The 14,639-nt window shown below is 76.4% G+C and carries 18 protein-coding genes; 13 read left to right on the forward strand and 5 right to left on the reverse strand.

The features are described 5' to 3' along the window. The first annotated feature begins 43 nt into the window (after nucleotides 1-43). The 10 genes from BMW27_RS19615 (at nucleotide 44) to BMW27_RS19645 (ending at nucleotide 4,620) form a co-directional block, all read left to right on the forward strand. On the forward strand, nucleotides 44-541 hold the full coding sequence (locus BMW27_RS19615; protein ID WP_091447320.1) for a DUF6328 family protein: 498 nt from the start codon (nucleotides 44-46) through the stop codon (nucleotides 539-541). A gap of 26 nt (nucleotides 542-567) precedes the next feature. After that, nucleotides 568-1,500 carry a ribokinase gene (locus BMW27_RS19620; protein ID WP_091447322.1) on the forward strand — a complete coding sequence of 311 codons (933 nt, stop codon included), beginning with the start codon at nucleotides 568-570 and terminating at the stop codon, nucleotides 1,498-1,500. 55 nt (nucleotides 1,501-1,555) lie between these two features. Further along, a complete protein-coding gene (locus BMW27_RS23545; RefSeq protein WP_175486580.1) occupies nucleotides 1,556-1,702 on the forward strand; it encodes a hypothetical protein in 147 nt (48 codons plus the stop codon). A 151-nt stretch (nucleotides 1,703-1,853) separates the two neighbouring features. Beyond that, complete coding sequence (locus BMW27_RS23550; protein WP_175486581.1) at nucleotides 1,854-1,994, forward strand: hypothetical protein; 141 nt, start codon at nucleotides 1,854-1,856, stop codon at nucleotides 1,992-1,994. Between the two features lie 278 nt (nucleotides 1,995-2,272). Next, nucleotides 2,273-2,896, forward strand: a complete 624-nt coding sequence (locus tag BMW27_RS19625) for a TetR/AcrR family transcriptional regulator (protein ID WP_091447659.1) — start codon at nucleotides 2,273-2,275, stop codon at nucleotides 2,894-2,896. A gap of 37 nt (nucleotides 2,897-2,933) precedes the next feature. Further along, nucleotides 2,934-3,359: a hypothetical protein gene (locus tag BMW27_RS19630; RefSeq protein WP_091447325.1), complete on the forward strand. Its 426-nt coding sequence runs from the start codon at nucleotides 2,934-2,936 to the stop codon at nucleotides 3,357-3,359. Between the two features lie 78 nt (nucleotides 3,360-3,437). After that, nucleotides 3,438-3,602: a hypothetical protein gene (locus BMW27_RS23555; RefSeq protein WP_175486582.1), complete on the forward strand. Its 165-nt coding sequence runs from the start codon at nucleotides 3,438-3,440 to the stop codon at nucleotides 3,600-3,602. Nucleotides 3,603-3,639: 37 nt separating this feature from the next. Then, on the forward strand, nucleotides 3,640-4,002 hold the full coding sequence (locus tag BMW27_RS19635; RefSeq protein ID WP_091447328.1) for a LapA family protein: 363 nt from the start codon (nucleotides 3,640-3,642) through the stop codon (nucleotides 4,000-4,002). Between the two features lie 172 nt (nucleotides 4,003-4,174). Beyond that, complete coding sequence (locus tag BMW27_RS19640) at nucleotides 4,175-4,426, forward strand: hypothetical protein (RefSeq protein ID WP_091447331.1); 252 nt, start codon at nucleotides 4,175-4,177, stop codon at nucleotides 4,424-4,426. Beyond that, nucleotides 4,426-4,620 (forward strand): hypothetical protein, encoded by a 195-nt coding sequence (locus BMW27_RS19645; protein ID WP_091447333.1) that lies wholly within the window; start codon nucleotides 4,426-4,428, stop codon nucleotides 4,618-4,620. The genes BMW27_RS19640 and BMW27_RS19645 overlap by 1 nt, the downstream gene beginning before the upstream one ends. Nucleotides 4,621-4,676: 56 nt before the next feature. Here the strand turns inward: BMW27_RS19645 and BMW27_RS19650 are convergent, their stop codons facing one another. From BMW27_RS19650 to BMW27_RS19665, 4 genes are read right to left on the reverse strand one after another with little or no spacing between them, the layout of a single operon-like run. Next, complete coding sequence (locus BMW27_RS19650) at nucleotides 4,677-5,282, reverse strand: response regulator transcription factor (RefSeq protein WP_091447336.1); 606 nt, start codon at nucleotides 5,280-5,282, stop codon at nucleotides 4,677-4,679. Beyond that, nucleotides 5,279-6,472 carry a sensor histidine kinase gene (locus BMW27_RS19655; RefSeq protein WP_175486583.1) on the reverse strand — a complete coding sequence of 398 codons (1,194 nt, stop codon included), beginning with the start codon at nucleotides 6,470-6,472 and terminating at the stop codon, nucleotides 5,279-5,281. The genes BMW27_RS19650 and BMW27_RS19655 overlap by 4 nt, the downstream gene beginning before the upstream one ends. 41 nt (nucleotides 6,473-6,513) lie before the next feature. Beyond that, a complete protein-coding gene (locus BMW27_RS19660; RefSeq protein WP_091447340.1) occupies nucleotides 6,514-7,314 on the reverse strand; it encodes an ABC transporter permease in 801 nt (266 codons plus the stop codon). Between the two features lie 25 nt (nucleotides 7,315-7,339). Then, on the reverse strand, nucleotides 7,340-8,290 hold the full coding sequence (locus BMW27_RS19665; RefSeq protein ID WP_091447343.1) for an ABC transporter ATP-binding protein: 951 nt from the start codon (nucleotides 8,288-8,290) through the stop codon (nucleotides 7,340-7,342). A gap of 355 nt (nucleotides 8,291-8,645) precedes the next feature. Here BMW27_RS19665 and BMW27_RS19670 point away from each other — a divergent pair, with 355 nt between their 5' ends. From BMW27_RS19670 to BMW27_RS19680, 3 genes are all read left to right on the forward strand, one after another. After that, on the forward strand, nucleotides 8,646-9,401 hold the full coding sequence (locus BMW27_RS19670; RefSeq protein WP_091447346.1) for a 3-hydroxybutyrate dehydrogenase: 756 nt from the start codon (nucleotides 8,646-8,648) through the stop codon (nucleotides 9,399-9,401). 128 nt (nucleotides 9,402-9,529) lie between these two features. Then, a complete protein-coding gene (locus BMW27_RS19675; protein WP_217638214.1) occupies nucleotides 9,530-11,467 on the forward strand; it encodes a helix-turn-helix domain-containing protein in 1,938 nt (645 codons plus the stop codon). A gap of 322 nt (nucleotides 11,468-11,789) precedes the next feature. Continuing rightward, nucleotides 11,790-12,665 (forward strand): 3-methyladenine DNA glycosylase, encoded by an 876-nt coding sequence (locus BMW27_RS19680; RefSeq protein ID WP_091447350.1) that lies wholly within the window; start codon nucleotides 11,790-11,792, stop codon nucleotides 12,663-12,665. 99 nt (nucleotides 12,666-12,764) lie between these two features. Here BMW27_RS19680 and BMW27_RS19685 read toward each other — a convergent pair whose 3' ends face one another. Continuing rightward, entirely contained in the window at nucleotides 12,765-14,423 is a 1,659-nt protein-coding gene (locus BMW27_RS19685; protein ID WP_091447352.1) for a tannase/feruloyl esterase family alpha/beta hydrolase, read from the reverse strand. Between the last annotated feature and the right edge of the window lie 216 nt (nucleotides 14,424-14,639).

Below are 14,639 nucleotides of genomic sequence, written 5' to 3' on the forward strand. Positions count from 1 at the left end.
TCGGGGTGGGTTGGGGTCGGTTCCCCGGCGGTACCGCAGGTGGGTGGCGCGGAAACGGACCGACGTGGCCGGGGCCGCGGTCGCCCGCGGGCAGTCGCTCGAGGAGGTGCTCGACCGCAACCTCGCCGAGCTGCTGCAGGAGATGCGCGTGGCGATCACCGGCGTGCAGATCCTGTTCGCCTTCCTGCTGACCCTGCCGTTCAGCGCCCGCTTCGAGGAGCTCGGCCCCTTCGGGACGACGGTCTACGCGGTCACCCTGCTCAGCACCGCGAGCGCGACGCTCGTGCTCATCGCGCCGGTCTCCTTCCACCGCACCCTGTTCCGGCAGCGGCGCAAGCAGCAGCTGGTCGCCTTCGCCGACGGGGCGCTGGTCGTCGGGCTGGCGCTGCTGCTCCTGGGCATCGCGGCGGCGGTCCTGCTGGTGCTCGACGTCGTCCTCGGCCGCTGGCCGGCGGTCGTCTGCTGCGCCTTCGTCGTCGTGTTCGGCGCAGTGGCCTGGTACCTCCTGCCGCTGCGCCAGCGCCGGCCGACCGACGGCTGAGGACCGGTTCTGGTAGAGCTGCTTGGGTGAGCGTCACCGTCGTCGGCAGCCTCAACGAGGACGTGCTGGTCCGCGTGCACCGCCTGCCCGGCCGCGGCGAGACCGTCGTCGGCCGCGGGACCGTGCTGGCGCCCGGCGGCAAGGGCGCGAACCAGGCCGCGGCCGCCGGGCGGCTCGTCGGCGGGGTGGCGATGGTCGGCCGGGTCGGCGACGACCCGGCCGCCGACCGCCAGCTGGCGGCGTTGACCGCTGCAGGGGTCGACGTCACGGCCGTGGCGCGGACGCCGGGGGCGCTCACCGGCAGCGCGACCATCCCGGTCGAGGACGGGAGCGGTGAGAACCTGATCGTCGTCGTCCCCGGTGCGAACGCCGAGCTGCGACCGGGCGACGTCGACGTCGCGGCGGTGCGCGACGCGCGGGTGGTGCTGCTGCAGCTGGAGGTGCCGCTGCAGACCGTGCAGGCGGCGACCGCGGTGGCCGCGGGCACCGTCGTCCTCACCCCCGCGCCGCCGCAGCCGCTGGCGGCGGACCTGCTCGCGCGGGTCGACGTCCTGGTGCCCAACGAGCACGAGCTGCTGCAGCTGGCCGAGGCGGCCCCCGGCGACCGGGCACCCGGCGAGCTGGCGGCGCTGGCGCGCAGCCTGACGGGTGGCACGGTGGTGGTCACCCTCGGCGGGCGCGGCGCGCTGCTGGTGCCGGACGACGGCCCGGCGCTGCTTCAGCCTCCGCTCGCGGTGCGGCCCGTCGACACCACCGGCGCCGGCGACGCCTTCTGCGGGGCGCTCGCGGTCGCCCTCGCCGCCGGCACGGCACCGGCCGAGGCGGTGGCGACGGCGGTCACGGCGGCTGCGCTGTCGACGACCGGACCCGGCGCCCGGGGCGCACTGCCCGACGCGGCAGCGGTCGCCGCGGCCCGGTCCGGGCTGCCGCCCGCCGTCCCGGCGGACCAGGGCGGTTGACCCGGCTGCCCGCCGGGCACAGCCTCGGCCAGCCGACGATCGAGGAGGCAGTCCCGTGAGCGAACCCGACCAGCCCGCGCACACCACCCAACCCGCCGAGGGCGGGGACCCGCCCGATGAGCAGCCGGGGGGACAGACGCCGCACCCCGACCAGCCCGCCGAGGGCGGCGACGTACCGGCGGACGGCGCGGACACCCCCTGACCCGAGCCGGGAGCGCGGGCCGGGCGGCGTGTCCGGCCCGCGCAGCCGGGGCCCGACGGCCACCGAGAGTGACGCATCTCTCCGTGATGTCGGCTCAACTCACCGTTGCGGGGTCTGTTTCGCGACCGGTCGCGCGGGGGACGCTGGGGCCATGGAGGAGACCCACGACCAGCCCCGTGTAGGTACCGAGACCTCTGAGGAGCGTGCGGCCGACGAGTCGCAGGCCCGGCAGACCTCGACCGCGCCCCTGGCCCGCCTGCTGGCCAACCCGCGCCGGACCCGCAGGGCCTGAGGGAGGACCCCTGCCCCCCACCGCTGGCAGGCTCGCGGTGGGGCCCGGCAGGGGGGCCGCCGTCCTCACGACTCGCCGGCCCCGTCCTCCCCATCCCTCGGCAGGTTCGGGTGGGCCCGGGACGGGGCCCCCCGAGGTCACGGATCGTCACACCCGCCCCACCGGTCCCCCGGGTCCCGGTCAGCCCGGGAGTACCTCGTCACTCACCGCAACCACCTGTCGGTCCTCCCCGGCGTGCCGTGGACTGCTCCGTCACGCACTCGGGCAGCATCCCCGGCGTGACCGCAGCCGCCATCCCCCTCGCCGCCGACGACGCCTCGGCCCCCGTCCGCCGGAGCCGGGCCGAGCGGCAGGCCATCGTCCTGGACACCGCCGAGCGGCTGTTCGCGACCCGCAGCTCGCGCAGCGTCGGCATGGACGAGCTGGTCCGCGAGACCGGGCTGGGCAAGATGACCGTCTACCGGCTGTTCAAGAGCAAGGACGACCTGGTCGGCGCCTACCTCGCCCGCAAGGCGGCCACCGTGCTGGCCCGCATCGACGCCGAGCTCGCGCGCCTCGAGGGCGACCCCCGGGCGGCGCTGCTGTCGGTCGTCGACACCGTGGAGGCCGACGTCACGCGGGCCGGCTTCCGCGGCTGCCCGTTCACCAACGTCAGCAGCGAGTACGACGACCCGCAGCACCCCGCGCGCAGCGCCGCCGCCGACTACAAGTTCGAGCTGCACGCCCGGCTGGAGCGCCTCGCCGAGCAGGTCGCCCCGGGCGCCGGCGAGGACCTCGCCGCGCAGGTGCACCTGATCATCGACGGCATGTACCTCTCCGGCGGGCTGCTGGGCCCCGACGGCCCCGCCTCGCACGGCCGCGAGCTGGCCGAGCGGCTCGTCGACACCGCCGTCACCCGCTGAGCCTGCGGCGCCGTACCGGGCACCCCAGGATGGGCCGGTGAGCACCGACCGCAGCCGGCCCGACCTCGACGACACCACCGTGGAGGGCCTCGGCAAGCTCTCCGAGGCCCTCGAGACGATCGAGCAGGCGCGCGGCCAGCTCTACGGCTTCCACCAGCACTCCGGCAAGGCCGACCTGCTGCTCCAGGACGCCGTCGAGCTGCTCCGCGAGGCCGGCCACACCCAGCTCGCCGACGACCTCGACCGCGACCTCGTCGGCCGCAACGTCATCGCCGACCGCTGGACCTTCCAGATCGTCGAGGACTACGACGCCACCTACTGGTCGGTCTTCCGCGCCTTCGACGAGCGCGCGCGCACCGAGCTGGCCGACGGCGACCGGCACGTCCTCGAGGCGCGGATGAAGCAGCGCGAGCGCACGAAGGGCCACCCGCACCACGAGGCGGGCCCGGTCCTGCAGGAGTAGGGGACGTGGCCCGGCGGGCAGACCGGGCAGCACGCTCCTGGAGTCGCCGTCCGGAGGACGCCGACGCACACTCGGGCCATGACCATGCCGGAGCCCGACGAGCCGCGCGACGTCCAGCCCCTCGGCGGCGAGGTCGCCCCGCCCGGCGACCCGGACTCCCAGGGCGGCACCCCCGGTCCGGCCGACGGGGTCGCGGGCCCGAGCTACCCGCCGGCCGGGACGGAGCCCGACGCGCACGGCTGACCGTGCGCGGAGCAGCGGCGGGCACCAGACTCGCACCGTGACCACCCCCGGCTCCGACCCCCTGCGCACCCCGACCGGCTCGACCGGCACACCCGGGACGACCACGGGTCCGGCCACCACCGGCCCGGCCACCACCGGCAGGAAGGCGACGCCCGAGCGTCACCCCGTCCGCAACGCCGGCCGCACCGCCGGCCGGACGCTCGCCCTGGCGCTGCTGCTGTTCGTCACCGTGCTGCTCGTGCTGTTCGTCGTCTACAACACCCAGACCGTCGAGATCAGCCTGGTCTTCGCCGACGTGCAGGCCCCGCTGGTGCTGGCCCTGGTCATCGCCGCGGCGCTCGGCGGCCTGCTGGTCGGGCTGGCCGGCCTCGTGCTGCGCGCCCGCCGCCGCAGCAGCTGAGCGGTCACCTCCCCGCCCCGGCGTGGGCCGGACCGGGGAGGACGGCGGCCGGACGGGGCCGTCGGGCCCCTGCAGGAGGCCGACCGCGCGTCACCGCGGCAGCCGCCGGTCGTTTCAGGGCGACGACGGCGGGCATGGCCCGGGGGACAGCGCCGTCGGACAGGAGGCTCCCGTGAGCGACCCCCAGGGCAGCGACCGGATCCAGCAGGACATCCCGACCGCGTCGGGCACCGGCGACAACAGCAGCACCGGGTCCGGCTTCGACGACGTCCCCCTCACCGCCGACGAGGCGATCGAGCGGGACGCCGCCGCGGGCGACGACCTGCCGGCCCGCGCCGACTCCGACGTCGCCCGGGCCCGTACGGACGGCGCGTCCGGCGAGGTCTCGGGACCGACTCCCCGATCCGGAGGAAGGGACACCTGATGAGCAACCCCGACGACACCGGCTACCGGGATTCCCCGGACACCACCGACGGGCCGACGAACGCCAACATGGTCGACGGCGTCCCCGGTGAGGACCGTTCGGACGGCGGCGAGCGCGACGAGGTCGCCCTGACCACCGATGAGGACGCCCAGCGCGACGACGGCCTGATCCGCCCCGGCAACCTCCCGGACTAGCAGGACCCCCTGCCCCCACCGCTCGCCAGTCAGCGGTGGGTCCTGCAGGGGGCCGTTCAGATCCAGCCGTGCCGGCGGGCCGCCTCGACGGCGGCGTGCCGGTTGCGCGCGCCGAGCTTCACCGCCGCGGCCGACAGGTGGTTGCGCACCGTCCCCGGGGACAGGTGGGCACGGGCCGCGATCTCCTCGACCGGCGCACCGCCGGCCGCCAGCTCCAGGACGTCCGCCTCCCGCGGGGTCAGCGGACTGTCCCCGGCGCTGATCGCCTCCGCGGCGAGCTCCGGGTCCACGTACCGGCCCCCGCGGTGCACGGTGCGGACGACGTCGGTGAGCACCGGCGCGCTCACGGTCTTGGGCAGGAACCCGCGCACGCCGGCCTCGAGCGCGCGCTTGAGGTGCCCGGCGCGGCCGTGCCCGGTGACGATCACGACCGCGCAGCCGGGCAGCACGGTGGCCAGCTCGCCGGCGACCGAGATGCCGTCGCGGTCGGGCATCTGCAGGTCCAGGACGGCGACGTCCGGGGTGTGCGCCCGCGCCATCGCCAGCGCCTCCGCGCCGGAGGCGGCCTGGGCCACGACCGCGAGGTCCTCCTCCAGCGCGAGCAGCGCCGCGAGGGCGGAGCGGATCAGGTTCTCGTCGTCGGCCAGCAGCACCCGGATCACGCCGGCACCCCCACCGGGACGGTCGCGGCGAGGACGAACCGGTCGCCGTCCGGCCCCGCCGACAGCCCACCGCCGGCCGCCGCCAGCCGCTCGGCGAGGCCGGTGAGCCCGTTGCCCCAGGTCGTCCCCGTGCCGGGGGCGCCGTCGTTGGCCACCCGCAGCTCCGCGTCTCCGCCGACCGCACGCAGCTCGACGCTGCACCAGCTCGCCCGGCTGTGCCGCAGCACGTTGGTCACCGCCTCGCGCACCACCCAGCCCAGCGCCGCCTGCACCTGCTCGGGCAGCGCCACGGCCTCCTCCTCGCCGGTCACCGTGACGCCCACCCCGGCCGCACGGAGCACCGACCGGGCGCCGGCCAGCTCGCCGGGCAGGTCGGTGCGCCGGTAACCGCGGACGACGTCGCGCACCTCCCGCAGCGACTCCTCGGCGACCCGGCTGATGTCGGCGAGCTCCTCGGCCGCGCCACCCCTCCCCCGCCGGACCAGCTCGGCGGCCAGCTGGCTCTTCACCGCGATGGCCGAGAGGTTGCGGCCCATCACGTCGTGCAGGTCGCGGGCGAAGCGCAGGCGCTCCTCGGCGACGGCGAGCTGCGCCTGCACGCCGCGGCTGCGCTCCATCTCCAAGACCACGTCGAGGATCCAGACGCTGAAGCGGAAGGCCGTGACGAAGAAGCCGACCGCCACGCCGATCGAGGCGCCGACGACGACGGCGGCGGCCGGTGGACCGCCCTCGGCGTACGCCACCGCGCCGGCCAGCACACCGGTGACCGCGGCACCGGCGACCAGCGGCCGGGTCGGGACGGTCACCGACAGCGCCAGCAGCACCGCGGCGCCCACCAGGCCGGCCACGAACGGTGCCGCGGGCGCCGGCCCCGCTGCCGTGGCGGCCAGCGCCGCCAGGACGGTGACCAGGCCGGCGACGAGGGCGACCAGCAGGGCCGGCCGGTCGGGGCCCGCGCTGCGGTCGCAGAACCCGCGCCGGGTGAGCAGGAGGCAGGCCGCCGTCGTGACCACCGAGGAGCCGAGCAGCACCGGCGGCTGCCACGTGGAGGCCGCCACCCAGTTCGGCGCCACCGCGAAGAGCAGCAGGACCGGGACGAACACCAGCGTCGAGTAGTACGAGGAGCGGGTGTAGAGGTCGATGCGCTGCGGGTCGGTACGACTGCTCCACCAGCGCGCGACGGTCGGCACGGCGCCCATGCTGCCGTACCGACCGCCGCTCGCCGGGCGGGTCAGCGCCGCGGGGCCCAGCGGAACCACCGCACGGTCGCCGCTGCCCCGAGCGCGGTCCACGCGAGCGTGACGCCCAGCGGGACCAGCGCGGCCCCCCACAGCTCGGCGCCGGCGACGGCCGCGCCGTCCCAGGTCCGACCCGCGAGGCCCAGCTGCACCAGCTCGATGACCGGCGTCAGCGGCAGCAGGCGGGCGACCGTGGCCAGGTCTCCAGGGAGCGCGCTCAGCGGGAAGAACAGCCCGGAGAGCGCGGTCGCCCCGAGGACGACGGGCAGCGTGGTGATCTGCGCCGACTCCGGCGTCCGGGTGAACACCGTGCTCGCGGTGGCCAGCACGACCATCAGCGCCGCGCCGAGCAGGACCCCCAGGACCGGCAGGACGGCGTCCACCGGCGCGGTCCACAGGCCGAGCACGGCCACGCCCACGGCGACCAGGACGAGCTGGCCGACGGTGACCAGCAGGGTGGGGACGGCGGTGGCGGCGAGCACCTCGCCGTCGCTCAGCTCGCCGGTGCGCATCCGCTGCAGCACCAGGTCCTCGCGCCGGGCGACGTAGGTGGTCACCAGGTTGTAGTAGGTCAGGAAGACGAGCGTGAAGCCGGCGGCCGCGGTCAGCAGGCCGGGCCCGGTGGCCCGGTCGTCGAGGCCCATCCCGGGGACGAGGGCCACCAGCAGCAGCGGCATGAGCACGGAGTTGACGACGGCGGTGCGGTTGCGCAGCAGCAGGCGGGTCTCCGCGGCGGCGAGGGACCCGACGCGGCGCAGGCGGGAGGGGGCGACGGGAACGGCGATCGTGGTCACGGGGACTCCTGGAGGGGTGGGGAGGTCACTCGGTGTCGGTGTCGGTGTCGGCGACGGCGAGGAAGGCCTGCTCCAGCGAGGCGGCGCGGGCCTGCAGCCCCCTCAGCACCACGCCGTACGCGGCGGCCCACGCCAGCAGCTGGGCCAGCGCCGGCTGCAGCGCGCGGGTGTGCCACTCGACCCGCGGGCCGGCGCCGACCACCTCGACCCCCGAGGGCACCGGCGGCTGCGGGTCGCCCGGGGCGAGGGTGAAGCGGATGGTGGCCGGCTGGGTCTCGGCGATCTCCTCGCGGGTGCCGGCGAGCACGATCCGGCCGGCCCGCATGACCGCGATCCGGTCGGCCAGCTCCTCGGCCTCCTCCAGGTGGTGCGTGGTGAGCACCACCGCGGCACCGTCGTCCACCAGGCCGCGGACCAGGCCCCACACGGTGCGCCGGCTCTCCGGGTCCAGGCCGGTGGTGGGCTCGTCGAGCACCAGCACCCGCGGGCGGCCGAGCAGGGCCAGCGCGAGGTCGAGCCGGCGGCGCTCCCCGCCGGAGAGGCTGCGCACCCGGACGTCGGCCCGGCCGGTGAGGTCCACCTGCGCCAGCGCCTCGTCGACCGGGCGCGGCGTGGTGAGGGTGCCGGCCCAGGTCCGGACGGTCTCGGCGACGGTCAGGTCGCCCGGCAGGCCGCTCGTCTGCAGCAGCACGCCCAGGTGCGGGCGGACGGCGGCCCGCTCGCGCCGCGGGTCGGCACCGAGGACCCGCACGGTCCCGCCCGACGCGGGCGCCAGGCCCTCGAGCACCTCCAGCGCGGAGGTCTTGCCGGCGCCGTTCACGCCGAGCAGCGCGAAGACCTCACCCGGCCTCACGTCGAAGGAGACGCCCCGGACGGCCGCGAAGTCGCCGTAGCGGCGGTGCAGGTCGACGACCTCGACGACCGGTGGGGCGGCAGCCGCCGGGGACGGCGGGGCGGGTGCGACGGACGGGTGCACGGCGACCTCCTCGGTGCGCCCGCCGGCCGGGGTCCGGCCGTTCGTCCCGGGCGCACCCCTGACGCTGCCGTCGCCCCGGCGCCGGCACAGGTGCCGTCGCTCACGACTTCCCCCTGGCCCGCCACGGGCGCCCGGTGACACGTGTCAGGGGGCGCCCGTGGGCTGCTCCTGGACCCGGTGCGGCCCGTTCCTCCCAGACGGACCGCCACGTCGAGCCGCGCAGCCTCCGTCCGCCCGTGGCGGCCTGCGGCTCCGACGGACGGTCGGGTGGTGTGGTCCAGCACCACCGCGACAGGTGCAGGTGTGTGGCCGCGCACCGTGTGCCGGACGACAGAACGGCCTAGCGTTCGGCCACATGGCGGACTCAGGAACCCTCAGCGGCCGGCGGGCCCTCGTCACCGGCGGCGCCTCGGGCATCGGCCGGGCGTGCGCGGTGCGGCTGGCCGAGGCCGGCGCGGACGTGGTCGTCGTCGACCGCGACGCCGACGCGGCGAAGGCGGTGGCCGAAGCGGTCGGGGGGACGTCGGTCGCCGTCGACCTCTCCGACCTCGACGCGGTCGACGGTCTGGACCTCGACGTCGACGTGCTGGTCAACAACGCCGGACTGCAGCACGTGGCCCCGCTGCACGAGTTCCCGGTCGACCGCTTCTCGCTGATCCTGCGGCTGATGCTGGAGACCCCGTTCCGGCTGGTCCGGGGCGCGCTGCCGCACATGTACGAGCGCGGCTGGGGCCGGGTGGTCAACGTCAGCTCGGTGCACGGGCTGCGCGCCTCGGCGTACAAGAGCGCCTACGTCACCGCCAAGCACGGCCTGGAGGGCCTGTCGAAGGTGATCGCGCTGGAGGGCGCCCCGCACGGGGTCACCTCGAACTGCGTCAACCCGGCCTACGTGCGCACCCCCCTGGTGGAGAACCAGATCGCCGACCAGGCCAAGGCACACGGCCTGTCCGAGGACCAGGTCGTGGAGCAGATCATGCTCGCACCGGCGGCGGTCAAGCGGCTGATCGAGCCGGCGGAGGTCGCCGAGGCGGTCGCCTACCTGTGCTCACCGGCGGCAGCGTCCATCACCGGCAGCTCCCTGGTGATGGACGGCGGGTGGACCGCCCACTGATGGAGGACCCCCTGCCCGCCTCGAAGGGCCCCCCTGCCCCCCACCACTCGCAGGCTCGCGGCGGGACCCGGCAGGGGGGCCGGTCGACGCTCGCGGCGGGAGCCGGCAGGGGGCCGGCACCGGCGAGGATGCCGGTCGTGACCCGGCCCACCCCGCCGCCCGCCGAGCCGGCCCCGGCAGCCGGCGAGCTGGCCGCCGCCGAGTACTTCGCGCTGCTGCTCGAGGAGGCCGCGGCGATCGAGTTCGAGGGGCCGGTCGTGCGCGCCCGGACCGCCGGCGCCGACAGCGCCACGGTCGCCGGGCTGGAGCGGGTGAAGCTGCTGGCCCTGCAGGTGCGCGACGCGTTCGCCGCGCGCCGCCGCCGGGAGTCCGAGCTGGCCGCGCTGTTCGACACCGCCGGCGACCTCGCCGCGCTGCGCAGCGTCGACGACGTGCTCACGGCGATCGTGCGGCGGGCCCGGCAGCTGCTGGGGAGCGACGTCTCCTACCTGACCCTGCACGACGACGCCCGGGGCGACACCTACATGCGGGTGACGGACGGCTCGGTCTCGGCCCGGTTCCAGTCGCTGCGGCTGCCGATGGGGGCCGGCCTCGGCGGCCTGGTCGCGCAGACCGCTGCGCCGTACGCCACCGCCCGCTACTTCGCCGACCCCCGGTTCCAGCACACCGACGACATCAACGGCGGCGTCGCCGAGGAGGGCCTGGTCGCCATCCTCGGCGTGCCGCTGGTCCGCGGCTCGCGGGTGATCGGGGTGCTCTTCGCCGCCGACCGCAACGAGCGGCTCTACGACCGCTCCGAGGTGTCGCTGCTGGGCTCGCTCGCCGCGCACGCGGCCATCGCGCTGGACAACGCCCGCCTGCTCGAGGAGACCCGCGCGGCGCTCGAGGAGCTCTCGGCGGCCACCCGCGAGCTGCGCGCGCACTCCGCCTCGGTGGAGCGGGCCGCGGGCGCGCACGACCGGTTCATCGACATCGTGCTGCGCGGCGGTGGCGTGGAGGACGTCGCAGCGGCGGTCACCGAGGCGCTCGGCGGGCGGATCACCATCCTCGACGAGCACGGCCGCGGCACGCCGTCCCCCGCGTCGGACGACGACCTGCCGCCCGACCCCGCCGCCGCGCTCACGCTCGCCCGCTCGACCGGCCGGACGGTCCGCGACGGCAGCTGGTGGACCGCGGCGGTGACCGTGGGCGCCGAGCTGCTCGGCGGCCTGGTGCTGCACCGGGACGACGAGCTCTCCGACTCCGACCAGCGCATCCTCGAGCGTGCCGCACTCGTGACCTCCCTGCTGCTGCTCATCCGGCGCACCGCCGGCGAGGCCGAGGGCCGGGTGCGCGGCGAGCTGCTGGAGGAGCTGCTCGGGCCGGCAGTGCGCGACCCCGACGGGCTGCGGGAGCGCGCCCGCCGGCTGGGCGCCGACCTCGACCGGCCGCACGCCGTCGTCGTCGTCCTGGTCGAGGAGCGCTCCCGGGGCCGGGCGCTGGCCGCCGCCACCCACCTGGCCGCCGTCCGCGGCGGGCTGGCCGGCCTGAACGACGGGCGGGTGGTGCTGTGCCTGCCGGGTCAGGAGCCCGGCGCCGCGGCGGCGCAGGTGTGCCGGGAGATCGGCACGGCCGTGGGCCGGCCGGTGACCGCCGGCGGCGCCGGACCGGCGCAGGGGCCGGCCGCGGTCGCCCCCGCCCACGTCGAGGCCCAGCGCTGCGCCTCGACGCTGGTCGCCCTCGGCCGGGCGGGCCAGGCGGCCAGCGCCGACGAGCTGGGCTTCGTCGGGCTGCTGGTCGGCGAGGGGCGGGACGTGCGCGGCTTCGTCACGGCCACGCTCGGCCCGGTGCTGGACTACGACGAGCGACGCGGCACCGACCTGGTCGGGACGCTGCGGGCCTGGTTCGACGCCGGCGGTTCACCGGCGCGGGCGGCCGAGGCGCTGCAGGTGCACGTCAACACCGTGACCCAGCGCCTGGAGCGGGTGGGGCGGCTGCTCGGCCGCGGGTGGTCGGCGCCGGAGCGCGCCCTGGAGGTCCACCTGGCGCTCCGGCTGCACCGGCTCACCGGCCCCGTCGTCGACTGACCCGGCGCCGCCGTGCGCAGGGAGTGGTCCCACGTGGCCCCGAGACCACCACCGGTGCACGACGGGCGAGGTGGAGACAGCGACTCGGCCCCTGCTCATCTCAGCGACCCCGGCGGCAGCCCACCGAGATCGCCCAGCTGCCTGCCGCACCGCCGGCAGACCTCCTGGTCCGGACCGTGCGACCGCTCGTCGGCGGGGTGCTGCCGCACCCAGGAGTGGAACCCGAGGCGGCACGGGAGGGGCTTGCCGGCCATGCGGTGGTGCTGGGCAGCCGGTGGCTCGCGCGACACGGCCGGAGGTCCCTGCCGCCTACCCTGGCCGGGTGCCCGCCGTCCCCGTCCCCCTGCCGGCGGCCGAGTGGACGGCGCTGGCACGGGCACACGCGGAGCGGGCCGACGCGCTGACCGCGGGGCACCGGGCCCGCCGGGCGACCGGCACCCGCCACCCCGTCGAGGACTTCCTCCACGAGTACTACAGCGCGCGGCCGGCCCAGCTGCGCCGCTGGCACCCCGGCGCCGGGGTGGTGCTCGCACCCGGCGCGGACGGGCCCGCACCGCACGCGGCCTGGCGCTGGTACGCCACCGGGGACGGCGCGGTCACCCTCGACCTCGACGCCTTCCGCGCCGACCGCGGGGACACCGTCGCCTTCGTCGCCCGGTTGCTGGCCGCGACGGCGGCCCGGCCGGTGCACACCGGGTGCTTCGGGCTGCACGAGTGGGCGATGGTCTACCGGGACGACGAGCACCGGCACCCGCTGCCGCTGCGGCTGGGGCAGGCCGGCACCGACGCCGTCGTCGAGGCCCATCCGATCCGCTGCTCGCACTTCGACGCGTTCCGGTTCTTCACACCCGCCGCCGTCGGCCGCAACCGGCTGCAACCCACCCGGGCGACCCAGGTCGAGTTCGAGCAGCCCGGCTGCCTGCACGCGACCATGGACCTCTACAAGTGGGCGTACAAGCTCGGCGCGGCGGTTCCCGGCGCGCTGCTGCTGGACTGCTTCGTGCTGGCGGCCGACGTCCGGGAGCTCGACATGCGGGCCTCGCCCTACGACCTGCGCGAGGCCGGCTACGAGCCGGTGCCGATCGAGACCCCGGAGGGCAAGGCGCAGTACGCCGCCGCCCAGCGCGAGTTCGCCCGCCGGGGTGCCGGGCTGCGGTCGCGTCTGCTGGCGGTGTGCGACCGGCTCCTGGAGAGCTGACCGACCGCAGCAGGCGCCGCCACCCCGCCGTCCGCCCGTACCCCCGCGGTGGGTCGACCGCGGGGGCACCGGCGGTGCCGGGATCCGTCCGGACCTCGGCTACCCCGTCGCGCAGTCGAAGCTGCTCGCCTCGTCGGGGCTGCCCGTGCCGCTGTACCGCGGGTGGGCCGGGTACTCGCACAGCGGCCGGGTGCGGGTGGCGCCGGGGTTGGTGTCCCGGACGACGGGGTCCGTCGGCGCCACGCCGGTCTCGACCCAGCGCTCCAGAGCGGTGAGGGAGTCCCAACCGGCGGCGAAGGCGGCTGCGAGGTTGGCGTGGTTGGCCCCGGGGACCAGGTAGAAGCGGGCGAACGCGTCGACCCGCCGCTCCCCCATGGTCTGCACCAGCCCCTCGTAGTACTCCACCGTGGCCCGGTGGCTGACCAGCTCGTCCGCCGTCCCGTGCAGCAGCAGGAGCTTCCCGCCCCGCCTCGCGAAGGGCCGCAGGTCGGTGCTGTTGACGTCCTGCAGCGCGGTGAGCTCCGAGATGCGGTCCTGCCAGGGACCCGGGGCCAGCGGGTCCAGGGACAGCGAGTCGAAGCCGGGGTCCCGGGTGACGGCGTACTTCACCCAGGCGTCCCAGAACTGCATGCCGTAGCCCGCGGTCTTCGGGATGGGCGTGGCCGGCGGGGTCGTCCCCAGGCCGAGCAGCGGTGTCGACATGTCCGCGCCCGACAGGAACGGGAAGCCCGGGTAGCCGGTCTCGCCGCTGGCCAGGGGGTACGGGAACGTGACCGCGCTGGAGACGGCACGGATCGCGGTGATCTGCGGGTCCGACAGGCAGGTGTCACCGCCGTCCTGCCCCTCCGGGCAGCGGAGGACGGCGGGGTCGAAGTCGCAGGCCGGCTCGTCGCTGATGACGCCGTCGGGCAGCCCGTCGAGGCCGTCGCAGGTCCTGATGACGGCGTCGTAGAGCAGCACCTGCTGCGCGGGACGGGGGAAGGCGCCCGGTGCGGCCAGCTGACGGGTCATGTGGCCGAAGTACAGGTCGAGGGTGGCGGCGTTGAACGCGGGGTAGACGCTGATGACCCCGTCGAAGTCGCGCTCCCAGCGCTGCGCGACGGCGAGCGCCTCCCGGCCGCCGGTGGAGCCGCCGGCGAAGTAGGTCCGCTCCGGCTCCTCCCGGTCGTAGTACCGGCCGATGACGAACACCGCGGCGTCCCGGGTCTTCTTCAGGGCGTCGCCGGCGAAGTTGCGCAGCGCCTCGTCGTTGGCGAGGAACTCGCCGTAGAGCGAGGCGGTCGGCAGGTACCCGGCGGGTGCCTGGTGCCCGGAGTCGCTGGCGAAGGTCGCGTACCCCCGGCCGAGCGGGCGGGCGGCGTCGCCGGGACCGAAGGGGACGTTGCCGTCGAGTGCCGGGATGGTCCCGTTGTAGCCGCCCCCGCCGAACATCAGCGCCTCCTGGTTCCACGTGGTGGGCAGGGCCACCTGCATGCGGATGTCCGGGGCGGCGGGGTCCACGGGGTGCAGCGCGGCGGTGACCCTGCAGTACTCGCCGATCGCGGTGCTGCCGCTCCCGGACGGTGCCACGAGGGTGGCTTCGGTCACCTCGCCGCCGGTCGTCGGGAGGCCGACGACGCGTGCGGGGATGTCGACCCCCGACAGCGCCGCACACCGGGCGGCGGCGTCCGCGGCGCCCGCGGGCGTCGTCCACCCGAGTGGGGCGACGACGGCGAGGACCACTCCCGCCACGACCGTCCTGGCTCTGGTCAGGTCCATGGGACTCCTGTCGATCGGCGGTGGAGGGCGCGGACGAGGCGGTGGCGACCGCGGCTCGGCACGACCGAGCGCCTCCCGCGGACGCCGAGTGAAGCAGGTCACACAGTAGGGAGTGGCACGCGCGGTCTCCACGTCAGCGGACTCCACAGTCGCGACACCGGGCGTGGGGTCCGGGCCCACACCGGGCCGGCGTCCCGGGGGTCGTACCGTCGTGCG

The sequence above is a fragment of the Geodermatophilus poikilotrophus genome (assembly GCF_900111455.1).
In the GTDB taxonomy this organism is placed as follows: domain Bacteria; phylum Actinomycetota; class Actinomycetes; order Mycobacteriales; family Geodermatophilaceae; genus Geodermatophilus; species Geodermatophilus poikilotrophus.